The organism is Pseudomonas sp. RC10-4-2 (genome assembly GCF_050433085.1).
GTDB classification, from domain to species: Bacteria; Pseudomonadota; Gammaproteobacteria; order Pseudomonadales; family Pseudomonadaceae; genus Pseudomonas; species Pseudomonas aeruginosa.
Window position 1 is genome coordinate 491,735 of sequence record NZ_JBNPXX010000003.1, and the last position, 23,122, is coordinate 514,856.

Here is a 23,122-nt window from a genome sequence, read left to right on the forward strand (position 1 = left end):
ACACTCGTCCCGTCCGGAGGTTCGCCATGCCCAGTCGCCTGTCACTGATCGCCGCCCTGCTGTTGCCCCTGGCCGTCCAGGCCGAACCCGCTGATACCCGCGCCCTGCTCGCCGACAGCCTGGCCGACAGCCAGGCCCAGGTGGAGGCAGCCGAGCAAGCCATGCGCCGATCCGAAAACAAGGCGGTGCAGCTCTATGCCAAGCGCGTACTCACCGAACAGCAGGAGTTCGACCACCAGTTACGCGCCCTGGCCGGGGAAAAGGCCTTGGCGCTGCCCTCGCAGCGCCAGACCGAACGGCAGGCCGCGGCTCCCGGCGGCTTCGACGAGCGCGGTTTCCTCGACGCGCAGATTCGCCAGCAGGACCGTCTGGTTGCACGCTTCGAGGGAATCGCCCGGGACTCCGCCGATCCTGACCTGCGCCGCTTCGCCGACGAATGGCTGGCGCGCTTCTACCACCACCGCGAACTGGCCGACCAGTTGCGTAGCGGCCGCGCCGACTGAGCGCCGCGACCGCCTTGCTCAGTGCCGCGCGAGGACCTGCCGGGCGCTCTGGCGAATCACCCCCCAGCGCTTGGGATCGTCCTGCAGCATGGCGCCAAGCAGGTGCTTGGCCTGCTCGAAACTGATGTGCGGCGGCAGCGGCGGCACGTTCGGGTCGGTGACCACCTCCAGCAGCACCGGGCGGTCGGCGGCGAAGGCCTCGGCCCAGGCGGCGTCGATGTCCTCCGGGCGATCCACGCGGATGCCCTTGAAGCCGAGCATGTCCGCATAACGCGCGTAGGGGAAATCGATCACTTCCTGCGCCGGGCTGAACTCCGGGTCGCCGGCCAGGGCACGCTGCTCCCAGGTCACCTGGTTGAGATCGCCGTTGTTCAGCACCAGCACGATGAAGGTCGGCGAGTCCCAGCGCTGCCAGTACTGCTGCACGGTGACCAGTTCGGCGTTGCCGTTCATCTGCATGGCGCCGTCGCCGACCATCGCCACCACCGGCCGCTGCGGATAGGCGAGCTTGGCGGCGATGGCGTAGGGCACGCCGCTGCCCATGGTCGCCAGCTTGCCCGACAGCGAGCCGAGCATGCCCGGGCGCATGCGGATGTCGCGGGCGTACCAGTTGGTATGCGAGCCGCTGTCGCCGCAGAGAATCGCATCGTCCGGCAGTTGCTCCGACAAGGAACGGAATACCCGCTGCGGGTTGATCGGGTCGGCTGGCTCTTCGGCCTGGCGCCGGGCTTCCTCGCGACTGGCCGTCACCGCCCGCTCGACCCGGCGGCGCCAGGCACCGTGCTTTTTCTGCTCGAGCAGCGGCAGCAGGCGCTCCAGGGTTTCCCCTGCATCGCCGAGCAAGGCCTGGTCGATCGGATAGCGGATACCGATGTTGCGCGGATACAGGTCGATCTGCACCGCCCGCGCCTGGCCGGCCTTGGGTAGGAACTCGCTGTAGGGGAAAGTGCTGCCGACGATCAGCAGGGTGTCGCAATGCGACATCAGCATGCTGCTGGCGCGGGTGCCGAGCAGGCCGATGGAGCCGGTCACGTACGGCAGGTCGTCGGAAACCGCCGCCTTGCCCAGGAGCGCCTTGGCCACTCCGGCGGCCAGGCGCTCGGCGACCGCTTCCAGTTGCCGGTGCGCGCCCAGGGCCCCGGCACCGGCGAGGATCGCCACGCGCCGGCCGCGATTGAGGATCGCCGCGGCGGCCTCCAGGTCGGCGTCGCGCGCGTAGGGTCGCGGCTGGACGAAGCCCACCGCCGACATCACGTGGCCGTGCTCGTGGGGCTGGCGCTTCGGGGCCGCCATCTGTTGCACGTCGTTGGGCACGATCACCGTCACCACCTGCCGCTCGCCGACCGCCACGCGCAGGGCTCGGTCCAGCACATGGAGCAGTTGTGCCGGGCTGACCACGGTCTCGACATAGGCGGAAACGTCCTTGAACAAGCTCTGCAGATCGACTTCCTGCTGGTAGTCGCTGCCCAACGCGGTAGCCGCCTGCTGGCCGACGATGGCCAGCACCGGCTGATGATCCATGCGCGCGTCGTAGAGCCCGTTCAGCAGGTGGATCGCGCCCGGCCCCGAGGTGGCCAGGCACACCCCGACCTCTCCGGTGAACTTGGCGTGGGCGCCGGCCATGAAGGCCGCCATCTCCTCGTGGCGCACGCGGATATAGTCGAATGCCTCGGCGCGCCGGCCCATGGCGCCCATGATCCCGTTGATGCCATCGCCGGGGTAGCCGAAGACGCGCTTCACCCCCCACTGGCTCAAGCGTTCGAGCAATTGATCGGCAACCGTGCTGGACATTCTCGCCTCCTGGTCGTGTCTGGGGTCGTACCAGTGAGGACTGGCACCGCGGGCGAGGGTTCAAGGCAATCGAGCGGCGGTGCCGACGGCGAAATCGACTGAACTGTCGGCATCGTCGACCGGCCCAAGGAACAGGGCCCGCATGGGCGCAATCGCCAGGAGGTGCCGCCATGACCCGCGCCATCAACGATCCCGGAAACGAAGACCCCGGCTCCCTGCTGGAAACCGACGCCGACGCCCTGCTCGGCGGTGCCGCCGCCCAGGCGCCGGAAGAGCGCTGCCGGCTCGCGTCCCAGGACTGCATCCGCGCGTGCGAGCGCTACCTGGCGCTCTGCACCGAGTCCAGCAGGGAACAACGCCAGCACGCCGGCGACTGCGCCGACCTCTGCCGCCTCGCCGCTCTGCTGCTGGAGCGCCGCAGCCCATGGGCGCCGGCCGCCTGCGAGCTGGCGGCGCGCTATGCCCTGGCATGCGCGGAGCGTTGCGATGGCGACGAGCCGCTGGAGCGCGAATGTGCGGGTGCCTGCCGGCGCTTCGTCGAAGCCTGTCGGCCGTTGTTGCCGGCCTGAGGCCCTCTGGCATTGCATGGAGCTGCCGGGCGTGGCGAGGGTGACCTGTGGCGTAGAATGGGAAACCGACGGCCATGTCGACGGTAGTCGCTCAACCCAGTACCAGTACCACCCTACGGGTGCGCGCTGATTTCTTCTCCATCTTGGAAACGCGCACCACCCCAACTTCTTCGGTATTCGCCACATGGGTTCCACCGCAAGGCTGCAGGTCGGTGTCTTTAATACTCACCAACCGAACCTGCCCGGCGCCCATCGGAGGTTGGACACTCATGGTGCGCACCAGATCTGGCCTAGCCCGCAGTGCATCGTCGCTCATGGTGTCGATCGAAACCGGATGTGCTGCCTCGACCATTGCCGCCAAGGCGCTATCAATGGCCTCGCGGGACAGCGGTTCACTCGTCACGAAGTCCAGGCGCGCATGCTCATCAGTGATGCTGCACCCATTGACCGGATAGGGCAGGACAGCACAGAGCATGTGCGCTGCGGTATGCAGTCGCATGTGCCGGTAACGACGCACCCAATCGATCTGCGCAAGAACCACCTCGCCAGGCTTCATTGCTCGGAGAACGGTTGCCTGGCCTTCAGCTGGGATATGCAGGATGGCATCCCTGCCAGCACCTGCTTCTGTCCCCTTGCGTGTATCGGCGATCCGGAGCCGCGTGCCATCAGCCAGCGTCAGCCAACCACTGTCTCCAGCCTGGCCACCCCCCTGGGGATAGAAAACGGTCTGGTCGAGCAGCAGGCCATCTTCAACGACATCGGTGATTCTCGCCAAACACTCTTCCCGGTAGGAGTCCTGGAGAAAAAGGGAGGCGGTCTGCGTCATGATGCCTCCATTGGTTGAATTTGGGTCTGCGTGGCTGCCGGCTGTAGTTGCTGAACTATGTGGGGGCCTCGGATGACCTGTAGTTCAGAACGCAGGGTTACGACTGAACCGACAGGGATGTCGTCCTTGATGACACAATGCGGACCGACAAACACATCGTCGCCGATAGCGATGTCACCCAGTACACGCGTGAAGGCCCCGATTTGGACGCGGCTCCCTATGGTGGGGTGACGCTTACCGGCGGGATTAGCCGATATGCCAGTTGCCCCCAATACCACACCTCCGAGGATGTAACAGTCATCACCGATTACCGCTGTCTCGCCAATGACCGTGCCATGCCCATGGTCCAGGATGAATCGACTGCCAATCTTGCATCTTGGGTGGATTTCCGCGCCCGACAGGAGCTTTCCACGAGAGGAGACCAGGAGCGCGGTAGCCTCCAACGCTCTCTCAGGATCGCCTTCAGATGTGCTTCGCAGACACAGCATGTGGGAAAGCCGGTAGTGCAGCACTGCCTTGAACGAGCTGTAGCCAAACGCAATGTCGGATGTCCGTCCCTGTGCGGCTGGATCCTTGCTGGCGAATGCCTGCAGGTCTTCCTCGCACCAACGTCTGGCTTCTTCGAACATCGAATGAGCGACTATCCGCTCCACCAGTTGGGGTGAGCAGCACTCCATCAATGCCGCGCGCATCAGATTACCTACCAGTTTGTCCATCGCATGCGACCTCATTTCGACCATGCAAGCGTTATCGCCGTGCTCTGCTCTACAACTTCATCGAAAAGCGTCCATGTATGACTCGACGCCATCGTAGATCATCGTCAGTACACGAGCGCCTGACGGCATGGCAGATGCCATGTTCAGCACCGCGACCAGGTTGGCTGCGGAGGACAACCCCATGCTCACAGAGTCGTTTTGCAGGACTTCCCGGATCATCGATAAGCAGGCAGATTTCGACACCCCGACCATGCCAGTAACAATGCCGAGGTTGCAGACTTCCGGCACGATACCAATGGAAAGTCCCTGAATCTCATGCGGTGCGTGCCTATCGTCGAGCAAGTCGCACTGCTCTGGCTGCACGCCATAGATGGCCATATCCGGCCAGTGGTTCCTCAGCACCTCTCCAACACCCGTGATATGTCCACCAGTTCCAATGCCAGCGAAGAAGAAGTCCGGGGGTGGCTGGCCTGCAAAGTCCCTCAGGATTTCCAGGGCTGTAGCTTCGCGATGGGCTTGCGGGTTAGCTGGATTGCGCTGCTGGTTGAGCATGACGAACTCCGGATGTTCCAGCAGTATCTGGATTGCCAGCTCGCCATGCGAGTTGTTCCCTTTTCTGCTATCCGACAGCACGACGTGAGCGCCATACAGCTCGAGCAATTGTCTCTTGTCAGGGCTGTAGTTGTCGGGAACCACCAGGGTCACGCGGTACCCCAGGATGTTCCCCGCCATTGCCAGTCCAATCCCCGTATTTCCCCCGCTCGGCTCGAGAATGGTCTGCCCTTTCCCGCGCACCAGGATTCCTTTGCGTTCGGCATCCAGAATCATCCAGAGCGCGATACGCGCCTTATGACTTCCTCCTGGATTGAAGGATTCCAGCTTGGTGAATACGCTCACCCCCAGGCGAGCAGACAATTTGCTCAGCCGTATCACCGGCGTCCCGCCAATTAAATCGAGTAGCGAATCGTAGATCATGCTTTCCCTGCCTATGGTTCAGTACATCGGCATGTGCTGCTCTATCTCTTTCGCCCATCGCTTCATGCCGCCATCGAGCACTTGGACGTTGGAGAACCCTGCCCCCATGAGCTGTATGGCCGCGCGTTCGGCACGAGTGCCGGCGTAGCACACGAGGATGTAGCGCTTACTGAAGTCGAGATTGGCGAAATGGCTGGCGAGTTCGTTCAAGGGAACGTGGACGATCCCCGGCAACTGGCACACTTCGAGCTCGCCCGCGTCGCGTACATCCAGAAGGGCATAGTTTTCGCTGTTGGATTTCATCAACTGCAACAGGCAGCTGGGATCGATATAGCGATCGTCGTCGAGTCGTTGCGACGGTGCCGCGCTTGCCTGGCAGAGCAATCCCTCCCTCCAGTGGTGGGGATTCTCTGCAGCGGTTTTGCCGCAGGCCGGACAATCGTCGCGCCGATTGAACTTCACTTCATTGAAGTGCATGAGCAGCGCGTCGAATCGAAGAAGTCTGCCTGATAGGGACTTGCCCAGGCCGACGAGGGCCTTCACCGCCTCGGTTGCCTGCAGCAGGCCAATCACTCCAGGCAGCACACCAATAACTCCCCCTGCGTTACAGCTTGGAGCCATCTCAGGCGGGGGATTGTTCGGGAAGAGACATTGGTAGCAGGGGCCTCCCTCCAGATTGAAGACGCTGACCTGACCTTCGAACCGATAGATCGCGCCAAAGACGAGTGGTTTTCCGAGCTTGGCGCAAACCGCGTTGACCAAGTAACGTGTGGCGAAGTTGTCGGTGCCATCCAATACCAGGTCATAGCTCTGAATCAGTGACTGCGCATTGTCCGCGTCGATGGCGTAACGGTGGGTTACGACTTCAATGTAGGGGTTCAGGTCCTGCATCCGGCGCTGGGCGGACTCAACCTTCGGCATACCGAGCGTGCTATAGCCATGGACGACCTGGCGCTGGAGATTGCTCGACTCCACCACGTCAAAGTCAACCAGCCCGATGGTGCCCACTCCTGCTGCGGCCAGATAAAGGCAAGCGGGCGAACCCAGGCCGCCCGTTCCGATTATCAGCACCCTGGCCTGCTTCAGGCGCTGCTGGCCTTCCCTGCCAACGCCTGGCAACGTGATGTGGCGAACGTAGCGTTGAACTTCTTCGTCGCTCAACGCTTCAACGCCAGAACCGCCAGATGTCGCGAGCATGACTTCGACTTCATCTCCATCGGAAAGCTCGCCATCCAGATTGACTAGCGAACCTTTGTGGGTCAGCAGGAAGTGTTCTTTCAATTGACCGTTTTCGTAATACAGGTGCCCGAGTAATGAAGGATGCTTCCTGGCAAGGCCTGCCAGCAGCTCGCCAACCGTCAAGCCCGCTCCCTCCAGGCGCCCGCCTTCCAGTTGGGCGGCCCGTACCAGTACTTCCGGAAAAATTACCGTCTTCACTTTTCAGCTCCTTGCCAGATGTCTACTCGTCCTGGCTCGATGGCCCGAACTCTCGTGTGCATTCAAAGCGTCCGTTGCGCCAGGCAAACAGTTTTGCGCCGCGAACGTTGCCGGCGGCCACATCAACAACCAGGTAGTCGACCGGCAGCATTGGCTCCCCGGCATACAATGCCTTGTCGATATCCTCCCGGCTGAAGTAGGCACCGACGTCCGGGTGGGAGTGGTAGATGACGGATACCGGGCTGCACGTCTTGAAGCTGCTGTTGAGGAATACGGTATCCGTCACGGAAAACGTGTACCCGTTGGCGGCCGTGCGTGGGTACCTCCGGGGGTCAGCCATGTGCAGTTCATCCTGGATGTTCGTACCCTCTTTCACTTTTGCATCGGCGAGAACGAATCCGCAGCATTCCCTTGGATAGGTCCTGCAGGCGTGTCTGTAGATCACGCTCAATGCATGCTCGGTCAACACGTTCGTATTCATGTCACCTCCTGCCGAGCAGCTTCTCGATGGGAAGCTTGGTGATGGCAAATCCAGCCAATAGGAGCACGGTGAAGCCAATCAACTCGCGAGAGATGGCAACCCCTTCGTACCAGGCGCCGATGATCACGGCGAACACCGGGAAAATGATGAAGACGAACGACAGCACAACGGGACTCAAACGCTTGAGCAGGAAGAAGTACACGATGAATCCCCCGACTGATGCCACCAGACCGAGATAGATCAGGGCAGCCCAAGATCGGCTTGTGACGGCAGACAGGTTCGGGTGTTCCATCACGAGTCCGGCCATGAACAGCCCCAAGCCGGCGATGCCAATGGGCAGCGTATTGAAGGTGATCACGCCGATGTCAGCACCTTGCCTTTTGGTGATGACGTAGCTGAGTGCGTGCATGATCGCCGCGAGCAGGATGGCAAGTACGCCTAACAACTCCGTGTAGTCCAGATGCAGCCCTTGAGACCTGATGATCATGAACAGGCTGCCGAAGCCAATCGCAATACCAAGGATCTGCGACAGGTAGATGCGCTCGCGCAGGAAGATCGCGGAGAAGATCAGGATGAACACGGGCATGCTGCTGAACAGCAGCGCGGTAAGACCTGAAGCGACGTATTGCTCGCCATAGTTCAGCAGGTAGTAGGGCACGCTGAAGTAGCCGAGCGTCACGAAGACGAAGAAGGCCAGGAGTCGCCGCGGGAAAAAGATCGTCTCGTGGCGCAGCCGCGCAAAGAGCAGGAAAAGCGGAAATGCGATCAGAAAGCGCAATCCGGCGGCAGTTAGCGGCGGCACGCTCTCCACGGCGATCTTGATGCCGAGCCAGGTAGTCCCCCAGCTGATACACACCACTAGAAATAGAACAGCGGTCACCAGGCTGGCCACACGTACCTGCCGCCTGTTGATAGTCAGAGCTTGAATTGACATAAGTTGCACGTCTTTCCCCCATGTTATTCTTTGATTGACGCCCTTTATTGCTTATCAAACCTCTTTATTTGAGGTTAATTCGGAGAAAATATGCCGGTCAAAGCAAATATTGACACCGATTCAATTTTCAGATTCTTCCTACCAGAAGGGCCCGGCCTGAAGTACAAACGGCTGGCCCAGGGCATCGAAGAATCTATTCGCAATGGGGTTCTCGGGCAGGGAGTCAAGCTGCCGCCACATCGCATCCTCGCGGACAAGCTCGGTGTGACCGCGGGCACGGTGAGCCGGGCCTATGGTGAGCTGGAGCGCATGGGGCTGGTTGAGGCTCGGGTCGGCGACGGTACGTTCGTCCGCAACCGCGGTCGAGAACGTGCTCGGGAGGCGGGCTTTCGCAATTTCGTAGACAGCACCGAGATGTGCAACGACATGAGCCGGAATATGCATATTCCGGGCAATGAGACCGAACTGCTTTCCCGCAGCCTTCAGCAATTGAGTGCGGCCCCTGAGCTCCTGCAGGAGTTAATGCTCTACACACCCGACACAGGACTGCTCCGACACCGGCAAGCGGGAGCAACATGGCTGTCTCACGGTGAGTTTCAAGCGGAGCACCAGCAGATTCTGTGCGTCAATGGCAGCCAACACGGTCTGCTCGTCGTGCTTATGGCCATGCTGCGCGCCGGCGACACCCTGGTAACGGAGCAGCTCTCCTATCCTGGGCTGATCAGTGCCGCGCAACTCTTGGGCATCAAGGTGCTCGGCTTGGAAATGGATGAAGAGGGGCTACTGCCCGACGCCCTCGAAGAGGCCTGCCGCACGAACAGGATCACCGCCCTGTACTGCACACCCACCATCCAGAACCCGACCACTGCAGTGATGTCAGGCGCCAGGCGGAAGGAAATCGCGAAGATCTGCCGCGAGCACGGCTTGATCGTCATCGAGGACGAAACCCATGCTGTATTGATGGCCGAACGCCCCACCCCTCTCTGCCATCTGCTGCCTGAGCGGGGCATCCTCATCGGTGGCATGAGCAAGGCGGTCGCTGCAGGATTGCGGGTTGGATACGTTCATGCTCCTGCATCCATGGTAAGTCGCATGGCAGCAGCGCTTCGCAATTCGTGCTGGATGGCGACACCACTGGTTCTCGAGATTGCGAGCCGATGGGTCGAGGACGGTACTGCAAGCGCACTGCTCGAATACCAGAGAGGGGAAATCGCGCGTCGCCAAGCGCTGGTTGTGGACCTGCTGCAGGGCCTGACCTATCGCAGCCATCTATGCTGTCCGCATTTCTGGGTAGAAGTGCCAGCCCCCTGGCGCGCCATCGAAATAGAGCAAGGCATGCGCGGACAGCAGCATCTTGTCACCACCGCAGAGGCCTTTAGTACGGGCCGCGGTACGCTTCCCCAGGCCATTCGAATCAGCGTCAGCAATTCCCCAGGAGGGGGGAATACGTTATCTGACGGCTTCGCAGTCCTGGCAGCGCTCCTACGCGAAGGCCCCCAAGAGATGCTGACGATGCGTGCTTGATACGGGAGGCAACGGTCCCACCCGAGGAGGACTCTTGGGCTCAACGGTAGCGATAAGCACCGGCGCCTGGCTAAGGCATACCTATGGTCCGAGATCTACCATGGATTTCACTCGCCTGGGACGGCGAAACAAGAAGTCGAGGCAGCCACGAAAAGCAGCTAGACCATCCAGCGTGAAACCCACCCAAGCTTTAATCCGTTCTATCCATCCTGCGCAGAGCCTAACCCCGCGACAACCACGCCATCACCGCTCGGTTCACCCACGGCGGAGACAACTGCCCAGCCCAGTACAGCGCCGTGAACAACCCGCCCACCGGCCGGTGTACCCGCCGGCTGTGCGCGTGCCGCCAGGCCGCCTCGGCGATATCCTCGGCGTCCAGTCTCAGCCCCAGGCGACGCAACACCGGCGGCTGGTAGGCCTGCCCGGCGACCATCGGCGTGCGAACGAACGGCGGCATCAGGTCGGCGACGCGAATCCCGTGGCGGCGCCATTCCAGCTCCAGCGCCTCGGTGAGCCCGCGCACGGCGAACTTCGAAGCCGAGTAGACGGCCATCTCCGGTACGCCATAAAGCCCCGATGCCGAGCCCATGTTGAGTACCTGCGCCTGCGGCGTCGCGCGCAGGAACGGAAAGGCCGCGTGACAGCAGTTGAGGACGCCTTGCAGGTTGATCGCCAGCAACCGCGCGTGGTCCTCCAGGGCGACCTCTTCGAAGCGGCCGAAACGCAGGATGCCGGCGCAGTTGAACAGCAGGCGCAGGCGGCCATCGGCACAGAACTGCGCAAGCGCCTCGCCGACCGCGTCGGGCTCGCTGACGTCCACGGCACGCTGCCAGGCGCCCGGCAGTTCCGCGGCCAAGCCGCGCAACGCCTCGGCATCGATGTCCAGCAAACCGACCCGCCAGCCCCGGCGGTGGAACAGCCGCGCGCTGGCGGCGCCGATCCCGGAGGCGGCACCGCTGATCAGGATGTTCTGCACTGGCCGCCCTCCGCGCTGCATTCGACGACGAACGCCGCCGCCTCGTCCAACGCCCGGTCGGCGCTGGCCAGCACGCCGGCATGGGCCTGGAACACGTGCCAGCAACCGGCGTAGCGCTGCAATCGCACCGCGACGCCCTGCTCACCGGCCCGTTGCGCCAGGCGCAGGCTGTCGTCGCGCAGCAGCTCGTCCTCGCCGACCTGTACCAGCAGCGGCGGCAGCCCCGCCAGGTCGGCATGCAGCGGCGACAGGGCGGCCGAGCCTGGCTCCGCGTCGGCCGGCAGCAGCAGGCGCACCGCGCTTTCCAGCCAGGCCCGCGACAGCAGCGGGTCGCCGGCCTCCGGCGTGTGCAGGCGCTGGCAGCTGAGGTCGGTCCAGGGCGAGAACAGCAGCAACCCGGCCGGCAACGGCAAGCCGCGCGCCTTCAGCTCCAGGGCCAGGGACAGCGCCAGGTGGCCGCCCGCCGAGTCACCGGCGAGCAGCAGTCGGCGCGGCGAATGGCCGGCCTCCAGCAATGCCAGGTAGACCGCCAGGGCGTCGTCGCGGGCGGCGGGGAACGGATGTTCCGGGGCGCGCCGGTAGTCCACCGCGCAGACCTCGGCGGCGCAACGCCGGGCCAGGTGCGTGGTGATCGCCCGGTGGGTCGCCGGCGAGCCGATCAGGTAGGCGCCGCCGTGCAGGTAGAGCACCCGGCGCCGCGCCTCCACCCCGCGCGGCCGCAACCACTCGCAGGGCACGCCGGCGAGGCTGCGGCGCTCGCGGACGACGCCGCCGGCGCCCAGCGTCGCCAGGCTCAGCCCGCGCAACACGCCGCGTTGCAGCGCCACTGGCATGGGCGGACGGACCAGCCCGCGGAACAACAGGCGCAGGCAGCCGCGCAGGAGACCGGCGCGCAGGCGTTGCGGCGGCGGCATCAGGGGCGCTTCAGCGGGCCAGGTCATAGTCGGCAAGCTCCGGCCGGCGCGTACGCCAGCGATAGACGAAGGTGTAGCCCGGCCAGTTGTTGGTGTTCTTGCCGGCGGCAGTCTTGTACCAGCTGTCGCAGCCACGCTCCCAGACGGTATGGCGTAACCCCTGTTGCACCTCCAGGTTGAAGCGCCGCTGGACCTCGGGCTTCACGTCGAGGTAGCGCAAGCCCTGCGCCTGGAGCTGGCGCAGGCAGCCGAGCACGTAGGGGAACTGGCTTTCCAGCATGTAGACGATGGAGTTGTGGCCGAGGTTGGTGTTCGGCCCGTAAAGGATGAACAGGTTGGGGAAGCCGCTGACGCTGATGCCCTTGTAGGCTTCCGCGCCATCCGCCCAGGCCTGCCGCAGGTCGCGTCCGTCGAGGCCGAGGATGCGCATCGGGGCGAGGAACTCGGTGGCGGCGAAGCCGGTACCGAAGATGATCGCGTCGACCTCGTGCCGGCGGCCGTCACGGCCGACCACGGCGTCTTCGGTGACTTCGCGAATGCCCGTGTCGACCAGTTCGACATTGCTCCTGGCCAGCGCCGGGTAATAGTCGTTGCTGATCAGGATGCGCTTGCAACCCAGCGGGTAGTCGGGAACCAGCCGCGCGCGCAGTTGCGGATCGGCGATCTGCCGGTGCAGGTGACGATGGAAGCTCAGCCGCATCACCTTCATCAGCGCCGGGAAGGTCGCGAAGGCGAGCATCCGCGATTCGTGGTGCAGGTACTTGAGCCCCCGATCCAGGCGTTGCAGCCACGGCCAGCGCGCCTTCAGGCGGCGTTCCCAGTCGGCGTAGGTGCGGTCCGGCTTGGCGATCACGTAAGGCGCGCTGCGCTGGAACAGCGACAGGCGTTGCACCTGCGGGGCGATCCGCGGGACGAACTGGATGGCGCTGGCTCCGGTGCCGATCACCGCGACCCGCTTGCCGGCCAGCTCGACCTCGGCGTCCCAGTTCGCCGAGTGGAACGCCGGACCCTGGAAGCGCTCCAGGCCGGGCAGGCGCGGCAGCAGCGGCCGGCTCAACTGGCCGGTGGCGCAGACCAGGGCCCGTGCGCGCAGCGTCTGGCCATCGGCGCAGCGCACCTGCCATTCGCCGCTGCCGGCGTCGAAACGGGCCTCCTCCACCTCGCAGTGGAAACGGATCTTCTCGCGCAGACGGTACTTGTCCGCGCAATGCCGCAGGTAGTCGAGGATTTCCGCCTGCGGGGCGAACTTGCGCGACCAGTCGGCCTTCGGCTCGAAGGAAAACGAATAGAGATGCGAGGGGACGTCGCAGGCGGCGCCCGGGTAGCGGTTTTCCCGCCAGCAACCGCCGACATCGGCGGCCTTTTCCAGGACCAGATAATCGTCGATGCCTGCCTGTCGCAGGCGGATCGCCAAGCCGAGACCGGCGAAGCCGGCGCCGACCACCAGCACCCGCAAGGGGGCTTCAGGGCGGGACTCGTTGTGCATTGTTGTGCTCCCGTTTGTTGCTTGCCACGCCGTCCGGCGCGATTCCGCCCAGCGGCGGATGGCAGCATCCTAGTTCGCCGGGGCGACTGGCGTTATGGCCGGGCCGGACATAAAGTTGTGATTTTCGGTCAACCTCGGACGCCACCATGCCCACTCCGCCCTGGTCTCCCCGCCGCAGCGCCATCAGCGCGCACCTGCTGATCCAGTTCGGCATCGACCGCGGCCTCGGCCTGGAGCAGTGCCTGGCAGGTAGCGGCCTGGATATCCGTCTGCTCGGCGATCCCTCCGGGGAAATCGACGCGGCCCAGGAACTGAGCGTAGTGCGCAACCTGGTCCGGCACCTGGGCGACGCCTGCGCGCCGGGCCTGGCGGCAGGCCTGCGCTATCACCTCAACGCCTACGGCATCTGGGGCTTCGCCCTGCTCAGCAGCCCGACCTTCCTCAGCGCCGCGCAACTGGGCCTGCGCTACCTCGACCTGACCTTCGCCTTCCTTGGCATCCGCCTGGAGGTACACGACGATGAAGCGCACCTGGTGCTCGACGACGCCGGCATTCCCGAGGACCTGCGGATTTTCCTCCTCGAACGCGACGCCGGTGGCGTGCTGCGCATCCAGCGCGACCTCACCGGGCAGCGCCTGCCGATCCTCCGCGCCGGCTTCCGCCGCCCACCGCCCGCCGATCCCGCGCCCTACGTGCGCGAGCTGGGCCTGTGCCCGGCGTTCGGCCAGGCGGACAACCGGGTGGTCTTCGAACGGCGCTTCCTCGACCTCCCGCTGCCCGGCGCCAATCCAGAGGTGGCGCGCGCCTGCGAGGAGCAGTGCCGCGCCCTGCTCGCCCGCCGCCAGGTGCGCGGCGGTCTGGCCGGACGCATCCGCGACCGCTTGCTGAGGACGCCCGGCCACTTGCCGGACATGCAGACCCTGGCCATGGAACTGCACCTCACCGTGCGTACCCTGCGTCGCCGCCTGGACGACGAGGGCAGCAGCTACCGCCTGTTGCTCGACGAGGTGCGCCAGGCCCTCGCCGAAGAGCTGCTGGCCACCGGCGCGATTCGCCTGGAGGAGATCGCCGAGCGCCTCGGCTACGGCGAGGTGTCCAACTTCAGCCATGCCTTCAGGCGCTGGAAAGGCATGACGCCGCGCCAGTATCGCCAGCGGCGACGACTCGACGCGATGTCCTGAGCCGCTCCGGGCTTATTCCACGAAGGCAGGACGCCAGCGCTCGATGTTCGTTTCGCCGCCGCCTGCCAGCGGCTAGATTGGCCGTTCACGCGCGGCATCCGGCGGCGCGGCAGCGGAGGCATCTCCGCTGGCAACGGGAGAACGACACATGGGTTGCCAGCAACACGCATGGCCGGCGCACGCGCCGGAGCAGGTCGAGGCCGAGGTCAACTATATCCGCGACAACGGCCAACGGCCGGTCGCCTACACCTATCCGGCCCCCGCCGGGACGCCGCAGCGCAGCGCGCTGTTGCAGCCGACCCGGGTGGCGATCCGCAATGCGCGTCTGCTGGCGCAACCGGCCAGCCTGGAGCGCGAGGGTTTCCAACTGGTGCGCGAGGCGAGCGCGGTGGGCGATTTCGAGGATGAAGCCCAGGTTCGTGAACGCTACTACCCGGAAAGCATCGCCCTGCTCCGCCGCCTGACCGGCGCCGCCGAGGCGGTGATCTTCGACCACACGCTGCGCGTCGACCAGGCCGGGCGCGAAGAACGCGGCCTGCGCGAACCGGTGCGCTACGTGCACAACGACCAGACCCTGCGCTCGGCGCCGCGCCGGGTCCGCGACCACCTGCCGGCGGAACGCGCCGAACGGCGCCTGGCCGGACGCTTCCAGATCGTCAACCTGTGGCGTCCGTTCGGCCACCCGGCGCAGCGCGCGCCGCTGGCGTTGCTGGACGCCCGCAGCCTGGCGTTCGACGACCTGGTGGCCAGTGACCTGGTGTACCGCGACAAGGTGGGCGAAACCTACTCGGTCAAGCCCAACCCGGAGCACCGCTGGTACTACTACCCGCACCTGCTGCCGGAGGAAGCGCTGCTGCTGAAGATCTACGATTCGCGGGAGGACGCGCAGGCCCGCCTCGGCGCGCACACCGCCTTCGACGATCCCTGCACCCCGGCCGATGCGCCGCCGCGGCAGAGTATCGAACTGCGTTGCCTGCTGTTCTTCGACGAATGAGTCAGGCGGGGCGCAGGCTGATCCAGTAGTCGCTGTAGCGCAGCACGCGGATCGGCAGGCTGCGTCCGAGCATGTCCAGGGACGTGTGCATGTCGTCCAGCGGGAACAGACCGCTGACGCGGTTGCCGGCGATCTCCGCGTCGAGCTGGAGGATGCCTGGCAGATAGGGCCGGAAGGCCTCCGCGACCCAGGCCAGGGAGCGGTCGTGGACCTCCAGCCAGCCGCTGGCCCAGGCATCCTCTCCGGCCTGCATCGGGCCCTGTTCGAGCAGGCCGCCGGCATCGAACAGCAGACTACGTCGTGCCGCCACCGCCAGCTGGCGTCCCTCACCGGTGGTCAGCCGCGCGCTGCCGCGCAGGGTCACCAGGCGGATCGCCCCGCGCTCCTCGGCCAGCAGCAGGCTGCCGCTGGCGCAGTCCACCCGTCCGGCGGCGCAGTCGAGGGCGAAGGCGCCGCGCGGGTCCTCCTTCACTTCCAGGCGCATCGCGCCGCGCCGCAGCTCCAGGCGCCGCTGGGCGCCGTCGAGCAGCGGTCGCGCCTTGCTCCGCGCGTTCAGGCGCAGGCGGCTGCCGTCGGCCAGCAACCAGTCGCGACGCTCGCCGGTGCCGGTCGCCAGTTCGCCGGGCAGACCCATGCCGGCCTGGACCCAGCGCTCCAGGCCGGCGCCGCCGGCGAGCAGGACGAACAGCCCGAGGGCGCCGCCGACGAAACGCCGGCGGCTCGACGGCTGCTCCAGGGCGCGCAGCACGGTAGCGCTCGGCTGGCCGCGCCAGGGCGAGTCCTGTAGCGGCGCGAGGCTGCCAAGCAGTTGCCGGAACACCTCGGCATGCTCGCTCGACAGCGCCTTCCAGCGTTCCAGGGCATCGCCCTCGGCGGCGCTGAAGTCGCCGGATTGCAGGCGCACCATCCATTCGATGGCCTCCTCGACGATGCGTTGCCGTTCCGGCTTCTCGCTCATTCCTGGAATCCCCGGTAGCAGCAGTGCAAGGCATCCTTCATCAACTGGTGGATGCGCCCCAGGGACAATCCGAGGCGTTCGCCGATCTGCACGTAGGTCAGGCCTTCCAGCTGGCTCATCAGGAACACTGCCCTGGCCTGCCCGGACAGGCCGTCGAGCAGGCGGTCGATGGCTTGCAGGCTCTCGATCAGCATCCACTGCTCGTGAGGCGACGGCTGCACCGCCTCCGGCGCCTCGGCGAGGATCTGCAGGTAGGCGCGCTCCAGGTCCTTGCGCCGCCAGCTCTCGTACATCAGGCGTTGCGCGATGGTCGCGAGGAACGCCCGCGGCGAGCGGATCGACGCCGGGTCGGGGAGCATCCAGACCTGCAGGAAGGCCTCGGCGGCGAGGTCTTCGGCGCTGTGGCTACAGCCGGTCTGGTAGGACAGCTTCTTGCACAGCCAGTCGTAGTTCTGCTGGAACAACTGGGCGATCAGGGTGTTCTTGATGGAGCCTTGGCTATCCATGGTAAGCGTTCGCTGCTGGCAGGCCACGCCACGGATAGCGGTAGTGAGCCTGGAGGTTGAGGAACGGCGCCCGGGGCTGTTCCCGTGGCGCGCGGTAGGGAATCAATCGAGGCGCTCCCGGCAGTCCGCCGTGCCCGCCGGCCGCTGCGCGGACAGCCAGCCGCAGGCGGCGGCGCCGAGGATCAGCGCGGCGCCCCACCAGGGGAGCGCGCGCACCGCCACCTGGTCCACCAGGATCGCGCCGATGAAGGCGCCCAGGGCCACGCCGAGCTGGATCGCGCTGGTGTTGAGGCTGATCTGGATCGCCGCGGTGTCCGGGCTGAGTTCCACCAGGTATTTCTGGATCGCCGGCCCCGGCGCCATGTTGAACACGCACCAGAACACCACCGCGCCCAGCAGCAGCGGCAGGCCGTCGGTGGCGAACGGCAGCAGGACCAGGGCCAGTGCGTGCAGGAGCAGGAAGGCGACGAAGGTGGCCGGCCCCGGCCAGCGGTCGGCGGCGCGTCCGCCGAGCAGCGCGCCGAGGATGCCGCCGCCCCCGTAGACCAGCAGGACCAGGCTGATGGTCGGTTTGTCGAGGGCCATGCTGCCGACCAGGAACGGCACGATGTAGGTGTAGACGGTGAACTGGCCGGTCATCTGCAACAGCGATGCCAGGTGGGCGAACGGCACCCGGCCCCGGGCCAGCGCCCGCAGTTGCTCCGCCGGGGCGATGCCGGGCGCGCCGGGGATGGCCGGCAGCAGGCGCAGGAGCAGCGGCAGGCCGAGCAACGCGACCCCGGCGAGCAGCAGGAACAGGCTACGCCAGCCCCAGAACTCGCCGATCAGGGTGCCCAGCGGTACGCCCAGCACCAGCGAGGCGACGATGCCGGCGAACACCAGACCGATCGCTCGGCCGCGCCGTTCCGGCGCGACAATGGCCACCGCCAGGGTGATCGCCACCACCACGATGACCGAGGCGCTGGCCGCCACCAGCAGCCGGCTCGCCAGCAACAGGGCGAAGCTCGGCGCGGCGGCGCTGGCCAGGTTGGCGCCGATGAACGCCAGCAGCGCGCCGGCCAGCAGGCGGCGGCGCTCGATACCGGCGCTGAGGTAGACCAGCAGCGGGCCGAGCAGCGCATAGACCAGCGCGTACAGGCTCATCAGCAACCCGGCCCGGCCCTGGCTGACGGCGAAACTGGCGGCCAGTTCGTCGAGCACCCCGGCCACCACCAGTTCCACCGTGCCGACCACGAAGGCCAGTCCGGCCAGCAGCCAGACGCCGACCTCCGCCCTGCTCCGTTCAGTCTCGCCCATGGCTGCGTGCCTCCCCGTCGATGGCGTAGCGATAGCGCCCGAGCATGACCAGCAGCCCTGCCGCCACGCCGAACGCGCCGAGCAGGACCAGCGTCGAGCCCGCGTAGGAGCCCGCGCGGTCGTAGAAGTAACCCAGCAGCCAGGACCCCAGGCTGATGGCGATGGCGAAGGTGAAGGGCTGGATCGAGCCATAGATCACGCTGAAATGGCGCAGGCCGAAGTAGCGGCTGACGAAGTACTGGGTGGTGCCGGTCTCGCCGCCGGCGCCCAGGCCGATCAGGAACACCGCGCCCCAGAGCAGCGCCGGCGGTCCGCCAAGGAGCAGGAGCAGCAGCCCGAGCGCCGCCAGCAGGGCGAACGGCAAGGCGATGCGCGGGGTGTCGTAGCGGTCCAGCAGGTAGCCCAGCGCCGGTTGCGAAACGATCATGCCGACCCACAGCGCCGCCAGCACGTCGGTGGCGACTTCCCGCGACAGGCCGCGCTCCTGCAACAGCGGCACGCCATGCACCATCACGCCAGTGACGGCGAACACGCCGAGGATCAGGTTGCCGACGATCAGCCAGAAGTCCGCCGAGCGCCAGGCCTGGCCTGGCGTCGCTCCGGGCAGCGCGTCGGCTGGCGGGCGCAGCGCCTGCGGCAGGTCGCCGGGTCGCTCGCGGAACAACGCATAGAGCAGCGGCAGCGCCAGGAGGCCTTCGAGCAGGCCATAGACGAGGAAGGTGGCGCGCCAGCCGAAGGCGTCGATGCAGGCGCTGCCCAGGTACAGCGCCAGCGGCCCGCCGACGCCGAAGCCGAGTCCGAGGATGCCGTAGGCCGCGCCGCGACGACGCTCGAACCAGCCGCCGAGAATCCGCGCATAGGGAATGTTGCCCGGCGTCAGCAGGCCGAGCAGCGCGAACAGCAGGTATAGCTGCCAGCCGCTGCGCGCCAGCGCCAGGCTGGCCAGGCACAGGGCCAGCGCGGCGGTCAGCGGCAGGACCAGGGCGCGCGCGCCCCAGCGATCCACCAGCCAGCCCTTCAGCGGGCTGCTCAGGGCTACCGCCAGGCCCAGCAGGGTCACCGGCAGCGCCGACTGGCCGCGGTCCCAGTCCAGGTCGGCGGCGATCGGCTCGATGAACAGCGAGAAGCTGCTGATCACCAGCCCGGTGGGGCCGAAGATCACCCCCACTACCGAGGCCAGCAGCACCCCACAACTGGCCACGCCGAACTCGCCGACGCCAGGCGCCGGCGCGACGTCCTCCATGGCCTCGCGGGCGACGCCGCTCATGCGTCACGCCTCAGGCGCTCGATCAGTTGGCGGCGCAAGCGGATGTCCTCGGCGTTCTCGGTGGTGGCCTCGAGCTGGACGATCTCGATGCCGGCGCGATGAAAGGCCAGGATCTGTTCCGCCACCTCGCCGACGCTGCCCACCAGCACCCCGGCGAAGCTGCGCTGCACGGTATTCGCCACCCATTCGCGCAAGGCCTCCGGCTCCAGCCGGGCGAGCCGGTCGCGCTCGCCGTCGCGGGCGACCTGCGGCGATGCCGCCAGTTCGTCGAGGGGCCGTGCCAGAAGCAGTTCGAAAGCGGCCTGGCGGTAGTGCTCGGCGATGTCCAGGGCCGCCGCCGGACTGTCGCCGAGGATCACCTGGAAGTGCTTCCAGAACTTCAGCCGCCGTCCCTGCTCCGCCGCCTCCTCGTTCAGCCTGCGCTTGAGCTCCGCGGTCTGCGTGGGGCTGGCGAAGTGGCCGGCGTAGACGTCGGCGAAGCGCACCGCCAGGCGTTGTGCCTGCGCCGAGGAGCCGCCAACGGATAGCGGCGGGCGCGGCCGCTGGATCGGCAGGAAGCCGCTGCCGGCGTCCTCCAGGCGGTAGAACTCGCCGTGGTAGTCGAAGGGTTCGCGGCTTTCCAGGGCGCGGGTGAAGACCTCCAGGTACTCCACGGCGCGCCGGTAGCGTTCGTCCTTGTCGGCGAAGTCGCCGTCGCGGCGCACGTCGGCGTCGCTGGAGCCGATCACCAGGTGTACGCCGGCGCGCCCGTTGGACAGGCCGTCGAGAGTGGCCAGGGCGCGCGCGGCAACGGTCGGCTGGGCGCTCCCCGGTCGGTGCGCGACGGTGGCGCGCAGGCGCGGCGCCGCGGCCAAAGCCCAGCCGGCGACCAGCCAGGGGTCGGGCCAGGCAGCGGAAACGGTGAACAGCGCGCCGTCGAGGCCGTCCGCCTCTTCCAGGCGGGCCTTCTGCTGGATGTCGAAGGCGCTCACCGCGCGACTGCGGGTGTCAGGCAGGAAACGCGCGGCCTGGCGGGCGAAGGCACTGTCGCCGATGACCGCGGAGGCGCGCACGCCGCCGCGCAGTTCGATGCTCATGGTTCGTCCTCCTTAGAAGGTGTAGGCCGCGCCGAGGTAGTAGAAGGCGCCGTTGAAGCTGATCTGCGAGGCATAGGTGTCGTACTGGTTGAAGCCGAGGTAGGCGCTCTCGGCCGGCAGCTTGTCGGGCTTCACGTCGAACAGATTGTTGGCCCCGGCGCTCAGGGTCAGGTTGCGGCTCGCCGCATAGCGCAGGGCAACGTCGGTGATGTACTTGGGCGAGTTCTCGAAGCGGTTGAAGACCGTGGTCGAATAGGCATGCTCGCCGGTGTAGTAGTCCAGTTCGGAAACCGTCTTGCTGTAGCGCGTTTCGCGCAGGGTCAGGCCCCAGCGCCGGTAGCTCCAGTCGGCCTGCAGGCTGACCTGGCTGCGCGGCGTGGAGCTGGTGATCCAGGCCTGCTGCTGGTCGTTGAGCAGCGGCTGGCCGTTGCGCCCGCGATGATTCCTGACCAGCTTCGTGCGATTGACGTTGGCGCCCAGGCGCCAGTCGATCCGGCCCCACTCGCCGAGCCGGGTCAGGTAGCTGGCGGTGAGGTCGAGGCCGTGGGTACGGGTGTCGGCGCCGTTGGTCATGTAGTGGGTGCTGACCTGGGTCAGTCCGGCCGGGATGCTGATCCCGCCGGCGCGCAGCGCATCGATCGCCGGCTGTCCGGAATAGGTGGCACCGTCGACGATGCGGTCGCGGATCTCGATGCGATAGGCGTCGATGGCCAGGTTCAGGTCCGGCAAGGGATCGAGCACCAGGCCGAGGTTGTAGCTGATCGATTTTTCCGGCTCCAGGTCTTCGGCGCCGAGCAGCCTGGCCGCCGGCGAGTTGACCGCCAGCAGGCCGCTGGCGATGGTCGGCGAGACGCCCAGGCTTGTGTAGTTCTCCTGGGCCAGCGACGGCGCGCGGAAGCCGCTGCTGAGACTGGCCCGCGCCGATACCTCGGGGCTGAAGCGGTAGCGGCTGGCGAGCTTGCCGTTGGTGGTGCTGCCGAAGTCGCTGTAGTGCTCGTAGCGCGCCGCCGTCTCCAGTTGCCAGCGCTCGTCGAGGGCGATGGACAGGTCGAGATAGGCGCCGAGCACGTCGCGGCTCCACTGTCCGGCGGTGGCCGGCGCCTGCCCGGGGAGTGCCTTGGAACCGCCGTTGTAGTAGGACCAGGGATCGCCGGCCTCGACCTCGTAGAGCTCGCGGCGCTGCTCCAGGCCCCAGGAGAAATTCAGCGGCGCCGGCAGCCAGGCGAGGTCGAAGTCGCGGCGCAGGTCGAGATTGTTGGTCCACTGGGTGGCCTTGTAGCGCGCCAGGTCGAAGGAGCGCGGCGAATCGCCGGTCTCGCCGTAGAGGGCGAGGTTGATCGAATGGTCCATGCCGATCTCCGGGCGGTCGGCACCGTAGGTCGAACTGAGGTCCCAGTCCCAGGCGCCGAACAGCTCGCCGCCACGGGCGCCGAGGGTCAGCGAATAGTCGTCCTCGTCGCTGGTGATGCGCGGGGTGAAGCCGTTCGGATAGAGTCGCGGCGCCAGGGACGGCAACTGGTAGATCTGCGCCGAGGACACCGAGCGATGGGTATAGGTGGCGAAGCTGTACAGCTCGACGTTGTCGTCCAGCGCCACGCCGGCGTTGTAGGCCAGCGCCTGGCGGTGCAGCGAAGGGTCGCCGATGGACGGGTTGCCGTAGTGCCCGGTACGCTGGTCGATGCCGGCGCGGATGGTCCGCGCCTGTTCGCGGAACTGCGCGCTGAGGTTGAGGAAACCGCTCTCGCCGAAACGCAGGCCGCCATTCACCCCGCCGTTCTGGGTCAGGCCGTCGCCATCGCCGTAGCGACCGTTGTCGTAGGCGAGCCGGCCGCCGTGGTCGGCCGACTTGAGGATGACGTTGATCACCCCGGCGATGGCGTCCGAGCCGTACTGCGCCGAGGCGCCGTCGCGCAGCACCTCGATGCGCTCGATGGCGGCGAGCGGGATGGTATCCAGGTCGACCCCGGTGGAGCCGCTCTGCAGCCCGCCGCTGACATTGATGTTGGCGGTCTCGTGACGGCGCTTGCCGTTCACCAGCACCAGCACGTGGTTGGGACTCAGGCCGCGCAGCGACTGCGCGTTGGTCAGCGCCGAAGCGTTGTAGGCCTGGGCCTGGCGCGACAGCGAGGGCAGCAGGCGCACCAGGGCGTCGCGCAGGTCGCCGCTGCCACTGTCGCGCAATTGCTCGGCGCTGACCACATCGATCGGTGCCAGGCTCTCGCCGGCCTTGACATCGGCCTTGCGGGTGCCGGTGACCACCACCGTGGCCAGGGTCCCGGCGGGCTTCGCCGCCGGCAGCGCGGCATCCGGCGCCGTGGCGCGTTGCAGGCTGAGCACGCCAGCGGCGCTGCGGCTGTATTCCAGGCCGCTGCCCTGCAAGGCCCGCTGCAGCGCCTGCTCGACGCTGTAGGAGCCCTGGATCGCCGGTGCCGGCAGGCCCTCCACCAGGTGCTGGTCGAAGGCGATCGGGGTGCGACTCTGGCGGACTATGCTCAGTAGTACCTGGGCCAGTTCGCCGGCCGGGATGTCGAAGCGCTTAATCTCGGCGCTGCTGGTGGCGCGGACCTCCTCTGCCGCCGACTCGCCGGGCTGGCCAAGGCAGGCCAGGCCGACCGCGCAGAGCACGGGGACAAGTCGAAGACGTGGCGAACGCGGGTTGGACATGGTCGGTTCATCCTTGATCGGTTGCGGATGCCACCGAGTGCAATTGCC

Annotated in this window: 21 protein-coding genes; 5 read left to right on the top strand and 16 right to left on the bottom strand. The window is 66.6% G+C overall.

All coding sequences use genetic code 11. From position 1 onward, the window contains the following. Nucleotides 1–26: 26 nt before the first annotated feature. Nucleotides 27–503: a DUF4142 domain-containing protein gene (locus FHW81_RS17775; protein WP_023091352.1), complete on the top strand. Its 477-nt coding sequence runs from the start codon at nucleotides 27–29 to the stop codon at nucleotides 501–503. Between the two features lie 18 nt (nucleotides 504–521). On the opposite strand, the gene FHW81_RS17780 is transcribed toward FHW81_RS17775, so the two are convergent. Continuing rightward, nucleotides 522–2,294: a thiamine pyrophosphate-requiring protein gene (locus tag FHW81_RS17780; RefSeq protein WP_023091353.1), complete on the bottom strand. Its 1,773-nt coding sequence runs from the start codon at nucleotides 2,292–2,294 to the stop codon at nucleotides 522–524. A gap of 170 nt (nucleotides 2,295–2,464) precedes the next feature. Between FHW81_RS17780 and FHW81_RS17785 the strand changes: the two genes are divergently transcribed. Beyond that, a complete protein-coding gene (locus FHW81_RS17785; RefSeq protein ID WP_003160191.1) occupies nucleotides 2,465–2,863 on the top strand; it encodes a four-helix bundle copper-binding protein in 399 nt (132 codons plus the stop codon). Nucleotides 2,864–2,954: 91 nt separating this feature from the next. On the opposite strand, the gene FHW81_RS17790 is transcribed toward FHW81_RS17785, so the two are convergent. From FHW81_RS17790 to FHW81_RS17815, 6 genes are all read right to left on the bottom strand, one after another. Beyond that, on the bottom strand, nucleotides 2,955–3,689 hold the full coding sequence (locus tag FHW81_RS17790; RefSeq protein ID WP_003106155.1) for an alanyl-tRNA editing protein: 735 nt from the start codon (nucleotides 3,687–3,689) through the stop codon (nucleotides 2,955–2,957). Next, nucleotides 3,686–4,381: a serine O-acetyltransferase gene (locus FHW81_RS17795; RefSeq protein ID WP_003120270.1), complete on the bottom strand. Its 696-nt coding sequence runs from the start codon at nucleotides 4,379–4,381 to the stop codon at nucleotides 3,686–3,688. The genes FHW81_RS17790 and FHW81_RS17795 overlap by 4 nt, the downstream gene beginning before the upstream one ends. A gap of 81 nt (nucleotides 4,382–4,462) precedes the next feature. Next, on the bottom strand, nucleotides 4,463–5,380 hold the full coding sequence (locus tag FHW81_RS17800; RefSeq protein ID WP_003106153.1) for a PLP-dependent cysteine synthase family protein: 918 nt from the start codon (nucleotides 5,378–5,380) through the stop codon (nucleotides 4,463–4,465). An 18-nt stretch (nucleotides 5,381–5,398) separates the two neighbouring features. Beyond that, nucleotides 5,399–6,817: a molybdopterin-synthase adenylyltransferase MoeB gene (moeB, locus tag FHW81_RS17805; RefSeq protein ID WP_023091354.1), complete on the bottom strand. Its 1,419-nt coding sequence runs from the start codon at nucleotides 6,815–6,817 to the stop codon at nucleotides 5,399–5,401. A 22-nt stretch (nucleotides 6,818–6,839) separates the two neighbouring features. Then, nucleotides 6,840–7,298 carry a Mov34/MPN/PAD-1 family protein gene (locus FHW81_RS17810; RefSeq protein ID WP_003106151.1) on the bottom strand — a complete coding sequence of 153 codons (459 nt, stop codon included), beginning with the start codon at nucleotides 7,296–7,298 and terminating at the stop codon, nucleotides 6,840–6,842. A gap of 1 nt (nucleotide 7,299) precedes the next feature. Then, a complete protein-coding gene (locus FHW81_RS17815) occupies nucleotides 7,300–8,190 on the bottom strand; it encodes a DMT family transporter (RefSeq protein ID WP_003120268.1) in 891 nt (296 codons plus the stop codon). A 132-nt stretch (nucleotides 8,191–8,322) separates the two neighbouring features. Here FHW81_RS17815 and mdrR2 point away from each other — a divergent pair, with 132 nt between their 5' ends. Further along, a complete protein-coding gene (gene mdrR2 / locus FHW81_RS17820) occupies nucleotides 8,323–9,756 on the top strand; it encodes a transcriptional regulator MdrR2 (RefSeq protein ID WP_023091355.1) in 1,434 nt (477 codons plus the stop codon). A gap of 220 nt (nucleotides 9,757–9,976) precedes the next feature. On the opposite strand, the gene FHW81_RS17825 is transcribed toward mdrR2, so the two are convergent. From FHW81_RS17825 to FHW81_RS17835, 3 genes are read right to left on the bottom strand one after another with little or no spacing between them, the layout of a single operon-like run. Beyond that, nucleotides 9,977–10,732 (bottom strand): SDR family oxidoreductase, encoded by a 756-nt coding sequence (locus FHW81_RS17825; RefSeq protein ID WP_023091356.1) that lies wholly within the window; start codon nucleotides 10,730–10,732, stop codon nucleotides 9,977–9,979. Then, complete coding sequence (locus tag FHW81_RS17830; protein WP_079278994.1) at nucleotides 10,717–11,646, bottom strand: alpha/beta hydrolase; 930 nt, start codon at nucleotides 11,644–11,646, stop codon at nucleotides 10,717–10,719. Before FHW81_RS17830 ends, FHW81_RS17825 begins: the two co-directional genes overlap by 16 nt. Nucleotides 11,647–11,656: 10 nt before the next feature. Further along, nucleotides 11,657–13,132, bottom strand: coding sequence for a flavin-containing monooxygenase (locus tag FHW81_RS17835; protein ID WP_003161548.1), 1,476 nt, complete (start codon nucleotides 13,130–13,132; stop codon nucleotides 11,657–11,659). Nucleotides 13,133–13,278: 146 nt separating this feature from the next. Between FHW81_RS17835 and FHW81_RS17840 the strand changes: the two genes are divergently transcribed. Continuing rightward, nucleotides 13,279–14,313, top strand: coding sequence for an AraC family transcriptional regulator (locus tag FHW81_RS17840; protein ID WP_023091358.1), 1,035 nt, complete (start codon nucleotides 13,279–13,281; stop codon nucleotides 14,311–14,313). 148 nt (nucleotides 14,314–14,461) lie between these two features. Continuing rightward, nucleotides 14,462–15,307, top strand: a complete 846-nt coding sequence (locus FHW81_RS17845; protein WP_003107935.1) for a CmcJ/NvfI family oxidoreductase — start codon at nucleotides 14,462–14,464, stop codon at nucleotides 15,305–15,307. Between the two features lies 1 nt (nucleotide 15,308). On the opposite strand, the gene FHW81_RS17850 is transcribed toward FHW81_RS17845, so the two are convergent. The 6 genes from FHW81_RS17850 to FHW81_RS17875 all read right to left on the bottom strand — a co-directional run bounded on the left by FHW81_RS17850 (nucleotide 15,309) and on the right by FHW81_RS17875 (nucleotide 23,074). After that, complete coding sequence (locus FHW81_RS17850; RefSeq protein WP_003118512.1) at nucleotides 15,309–16,265, bottom strand: FecR family protein; 957 nt, start codon at nucleotides 16,263–16,265, stop codon at nucleotides 15,309–15,311. Next, nucleotides 16,262–16,771 (bottom strand): sigma-70 family RNA polymerase sigma factor, encoded by a 510-nt coding sequence (locus FHW81_RS17855; RefSeq protein WP_003107976.1) that lies wholly within the window; start codon nucleotides 16,769–16,771, stop codon nucleotides 16,262–16,264. The genes FHW81_RS17850 and FHW81_RS17855 overlap by 4 nt, the downstream gene beginning before the upstream one ends. Nucleotides 16,772–16,873: 102 nt before the next feature. Beyond that, entirely contained in the window at nucleotides 16,874–18,067 is a 1,194-nt protein-coding gene (locus FHW81_RS17860) for an MFS transporter (protein WP_010794128.1), read from the bottom strand. Next, complete coding sequence (locus tag FHW81_RS17865; protein WP_003105341.1) at nucleotides 18,054–19,334, bottom strand: MFS transporter; 1,281 nt, start codon at nucleotides 19,332–19,334, stop codon at nucleotides 18,054–18,056. The genes FHW81_RS17860 and FHW81_RS17865 overlap by 14 nt, the downstream gene beginning before the upstream one ends. Beyond that, the gene (locus FHW81_RS17870) at nucleotides 19,331–20,410 is read right to left on the bottom strand and encodes an LLM class flavin-dependent oxidoreductase (protein WP_003120261.1); all 1,080 of its coding nucleotides are present in this window, start codon (nucleotides 20,408–20,410) and stop codon (nucleotides 19,331–19,333) included. The genes FHW81_RS17865 and FHW81_RS17870 overlap by 4 nt, the downstream gene beginning before the upstream one ends. Nucleotides 20,411–20,422: 12 nt before the next feature. Continuing rightward, on the bottom strand, nucleotides 20,423–23,074 hold the full coding sequence (locus FHW81_RS17875) for a TonB-dependent receptor (protein ID WP_023091359.1): 2,652 nt from the start codon (nucleotides 23,072–23,074) through the stop codon (nucleotides 20,423–20,425). Nucleotides 23,075–23,122 lie beyond the last annotated feature (48 nt).

What these genes read in the sequence shown, in the direction of transcription:
- FHW81_RS17775 (WP_023091352.1), top strand. Translation starts at nt 27, where the DNA reads ATGCCCAGTCGCCTGTCACTGATCGCCGCCCTGCTGTTGCCCCTGGCC.
- FHW81_RS17780 (WP_023091353.1), bottom strand. Translation starts at nt 2,294, where the DNA reads ATGTCCAGCACGGTTGCCGATCAATTGCTCGAACGCTTGAGCCAGTGG.
- FHW81_RS17785 (WP_003160191.1), top strand. Translation starts at nt 2,465, where the DNA reads ATGACCCGCGCCATCAACGATCCCGGAAACGAAGACCCCGGCTCCCTG.
- FHW81_RS17790 (WP_003106155.1), bottom strand. Translation starts at nt 3,689, where the DNA reads ATGACGCAGACCGCCTCCCTTTTTCTCCAGGACTCCTACCGGGAAGAG.
- FHW81_RS17795 (WP_003120270.1), bottom strand. Translation starts at nt 4,381, where the DNA reads ATGCGCGCGGCATTGATGGAGTGCTGCTCACCCCAACTGGTGGAGCGG.
- FHW81_RS17800 (WP_003106153.1), bottom strand. Translation starts at nt 5,380, where the DNA reads ATGATCTACGATTCGCTACTCGATTTAATTGGCGGGACGCCGGTGATA.
- FHW81_RS17810 (WP_003106151.1), bottom strand. Translation starts at nt 7,298, where the DNA reads ATGAATACGAACGTGTTGACCGAGCATGCATTGAGCGTGATCTACAGA.
- mdrR2 (WP_023091355.1), top strand. Translation starts at nt 8,323, where the DNA reads ATGCCGGTCAAAGCAAATATTGACACCGATTCAATTTTCAGATTCTTC.
- FHW81_RS17830 (WP_079278994.1), bottom strand. Translation starts at nt 11,646, where the DNA reads ATGCCGCCGCCGCAACGCCTGCGCGCCGGTCTCCTGCGCGGCTGCCTG.
- FHW81_RS17835 (WP_003161548.1), bottom strand. Translation starts at nt 13,132, where the DNA reads ATGCACAACGAGTCCCGCCCTGAAGCCCCCTTGCGGGTGCTGGTGGTC.
- FHW81_RS17840 (WP_023091358.1), top strand. Translation starts at nt 13,279, where the DNA reads ATGCCCACTCCGCCCTGGTCTCCCCGCCGCAGCGCCATCAGCGCGCAC.
- FHW81_RS17845 (WP_003107935.1), top strand. Translation starts at nt 14,462, where the DNA reads ATGGGTTGCCAGCAACACGCATGGCCGGCGCACGCGCCGGAGCAGGTC.
- FHW81_RS17850 (WP_003118512.1), bottom strand. Translation starts at nt 16,265, where the DNA reads ATGAGCGAGAAGCCGGAACGGCAACGCATCGTCGAGGAGGCCATCGAA.
- FHW81_RS17855 (WP_003107976.1), bottom strand. Translation starts at nt 16,771, where the DNA reads ATGGATAGCCAAGGCTCCATCAAGAACACCCTGATCGCCCAGTTGTTC.
- FHW81_RS17860 (WP_010794128.1), bottom strand. Translation starts at nt 18,067, where the DNA reads ATGGGCGAGACTGAACGGAGCAGGGCGGAGGTCGGCGTCTGGCTGCTG.
- FHW81_RS17865 (WP_003105341.1), bottom strand. Translation starts at nt 19,334, where the DNA reads ATGAGCGGCGTCGCCCGCGAGGCCATGGAGGACGTCGCGCCGGCGCCT.
- FHW81_RS17870 (WP_003120261.1), bottom strand. Translation starts at nt 20,410, where the DNA reads ATGAGCATCGAACTGCGCGGCGGCGTGCGCGCCTCCGCGGTCATCGGC.
- FHW81_RS17875 (WP_023091359.1), bottom strand. Translation starts at nt 23,074, where the DNA reads ATGTCCAACCCGCGTTCGCCACGTCTTCGACTTGTCCCCGTGCTCTGC.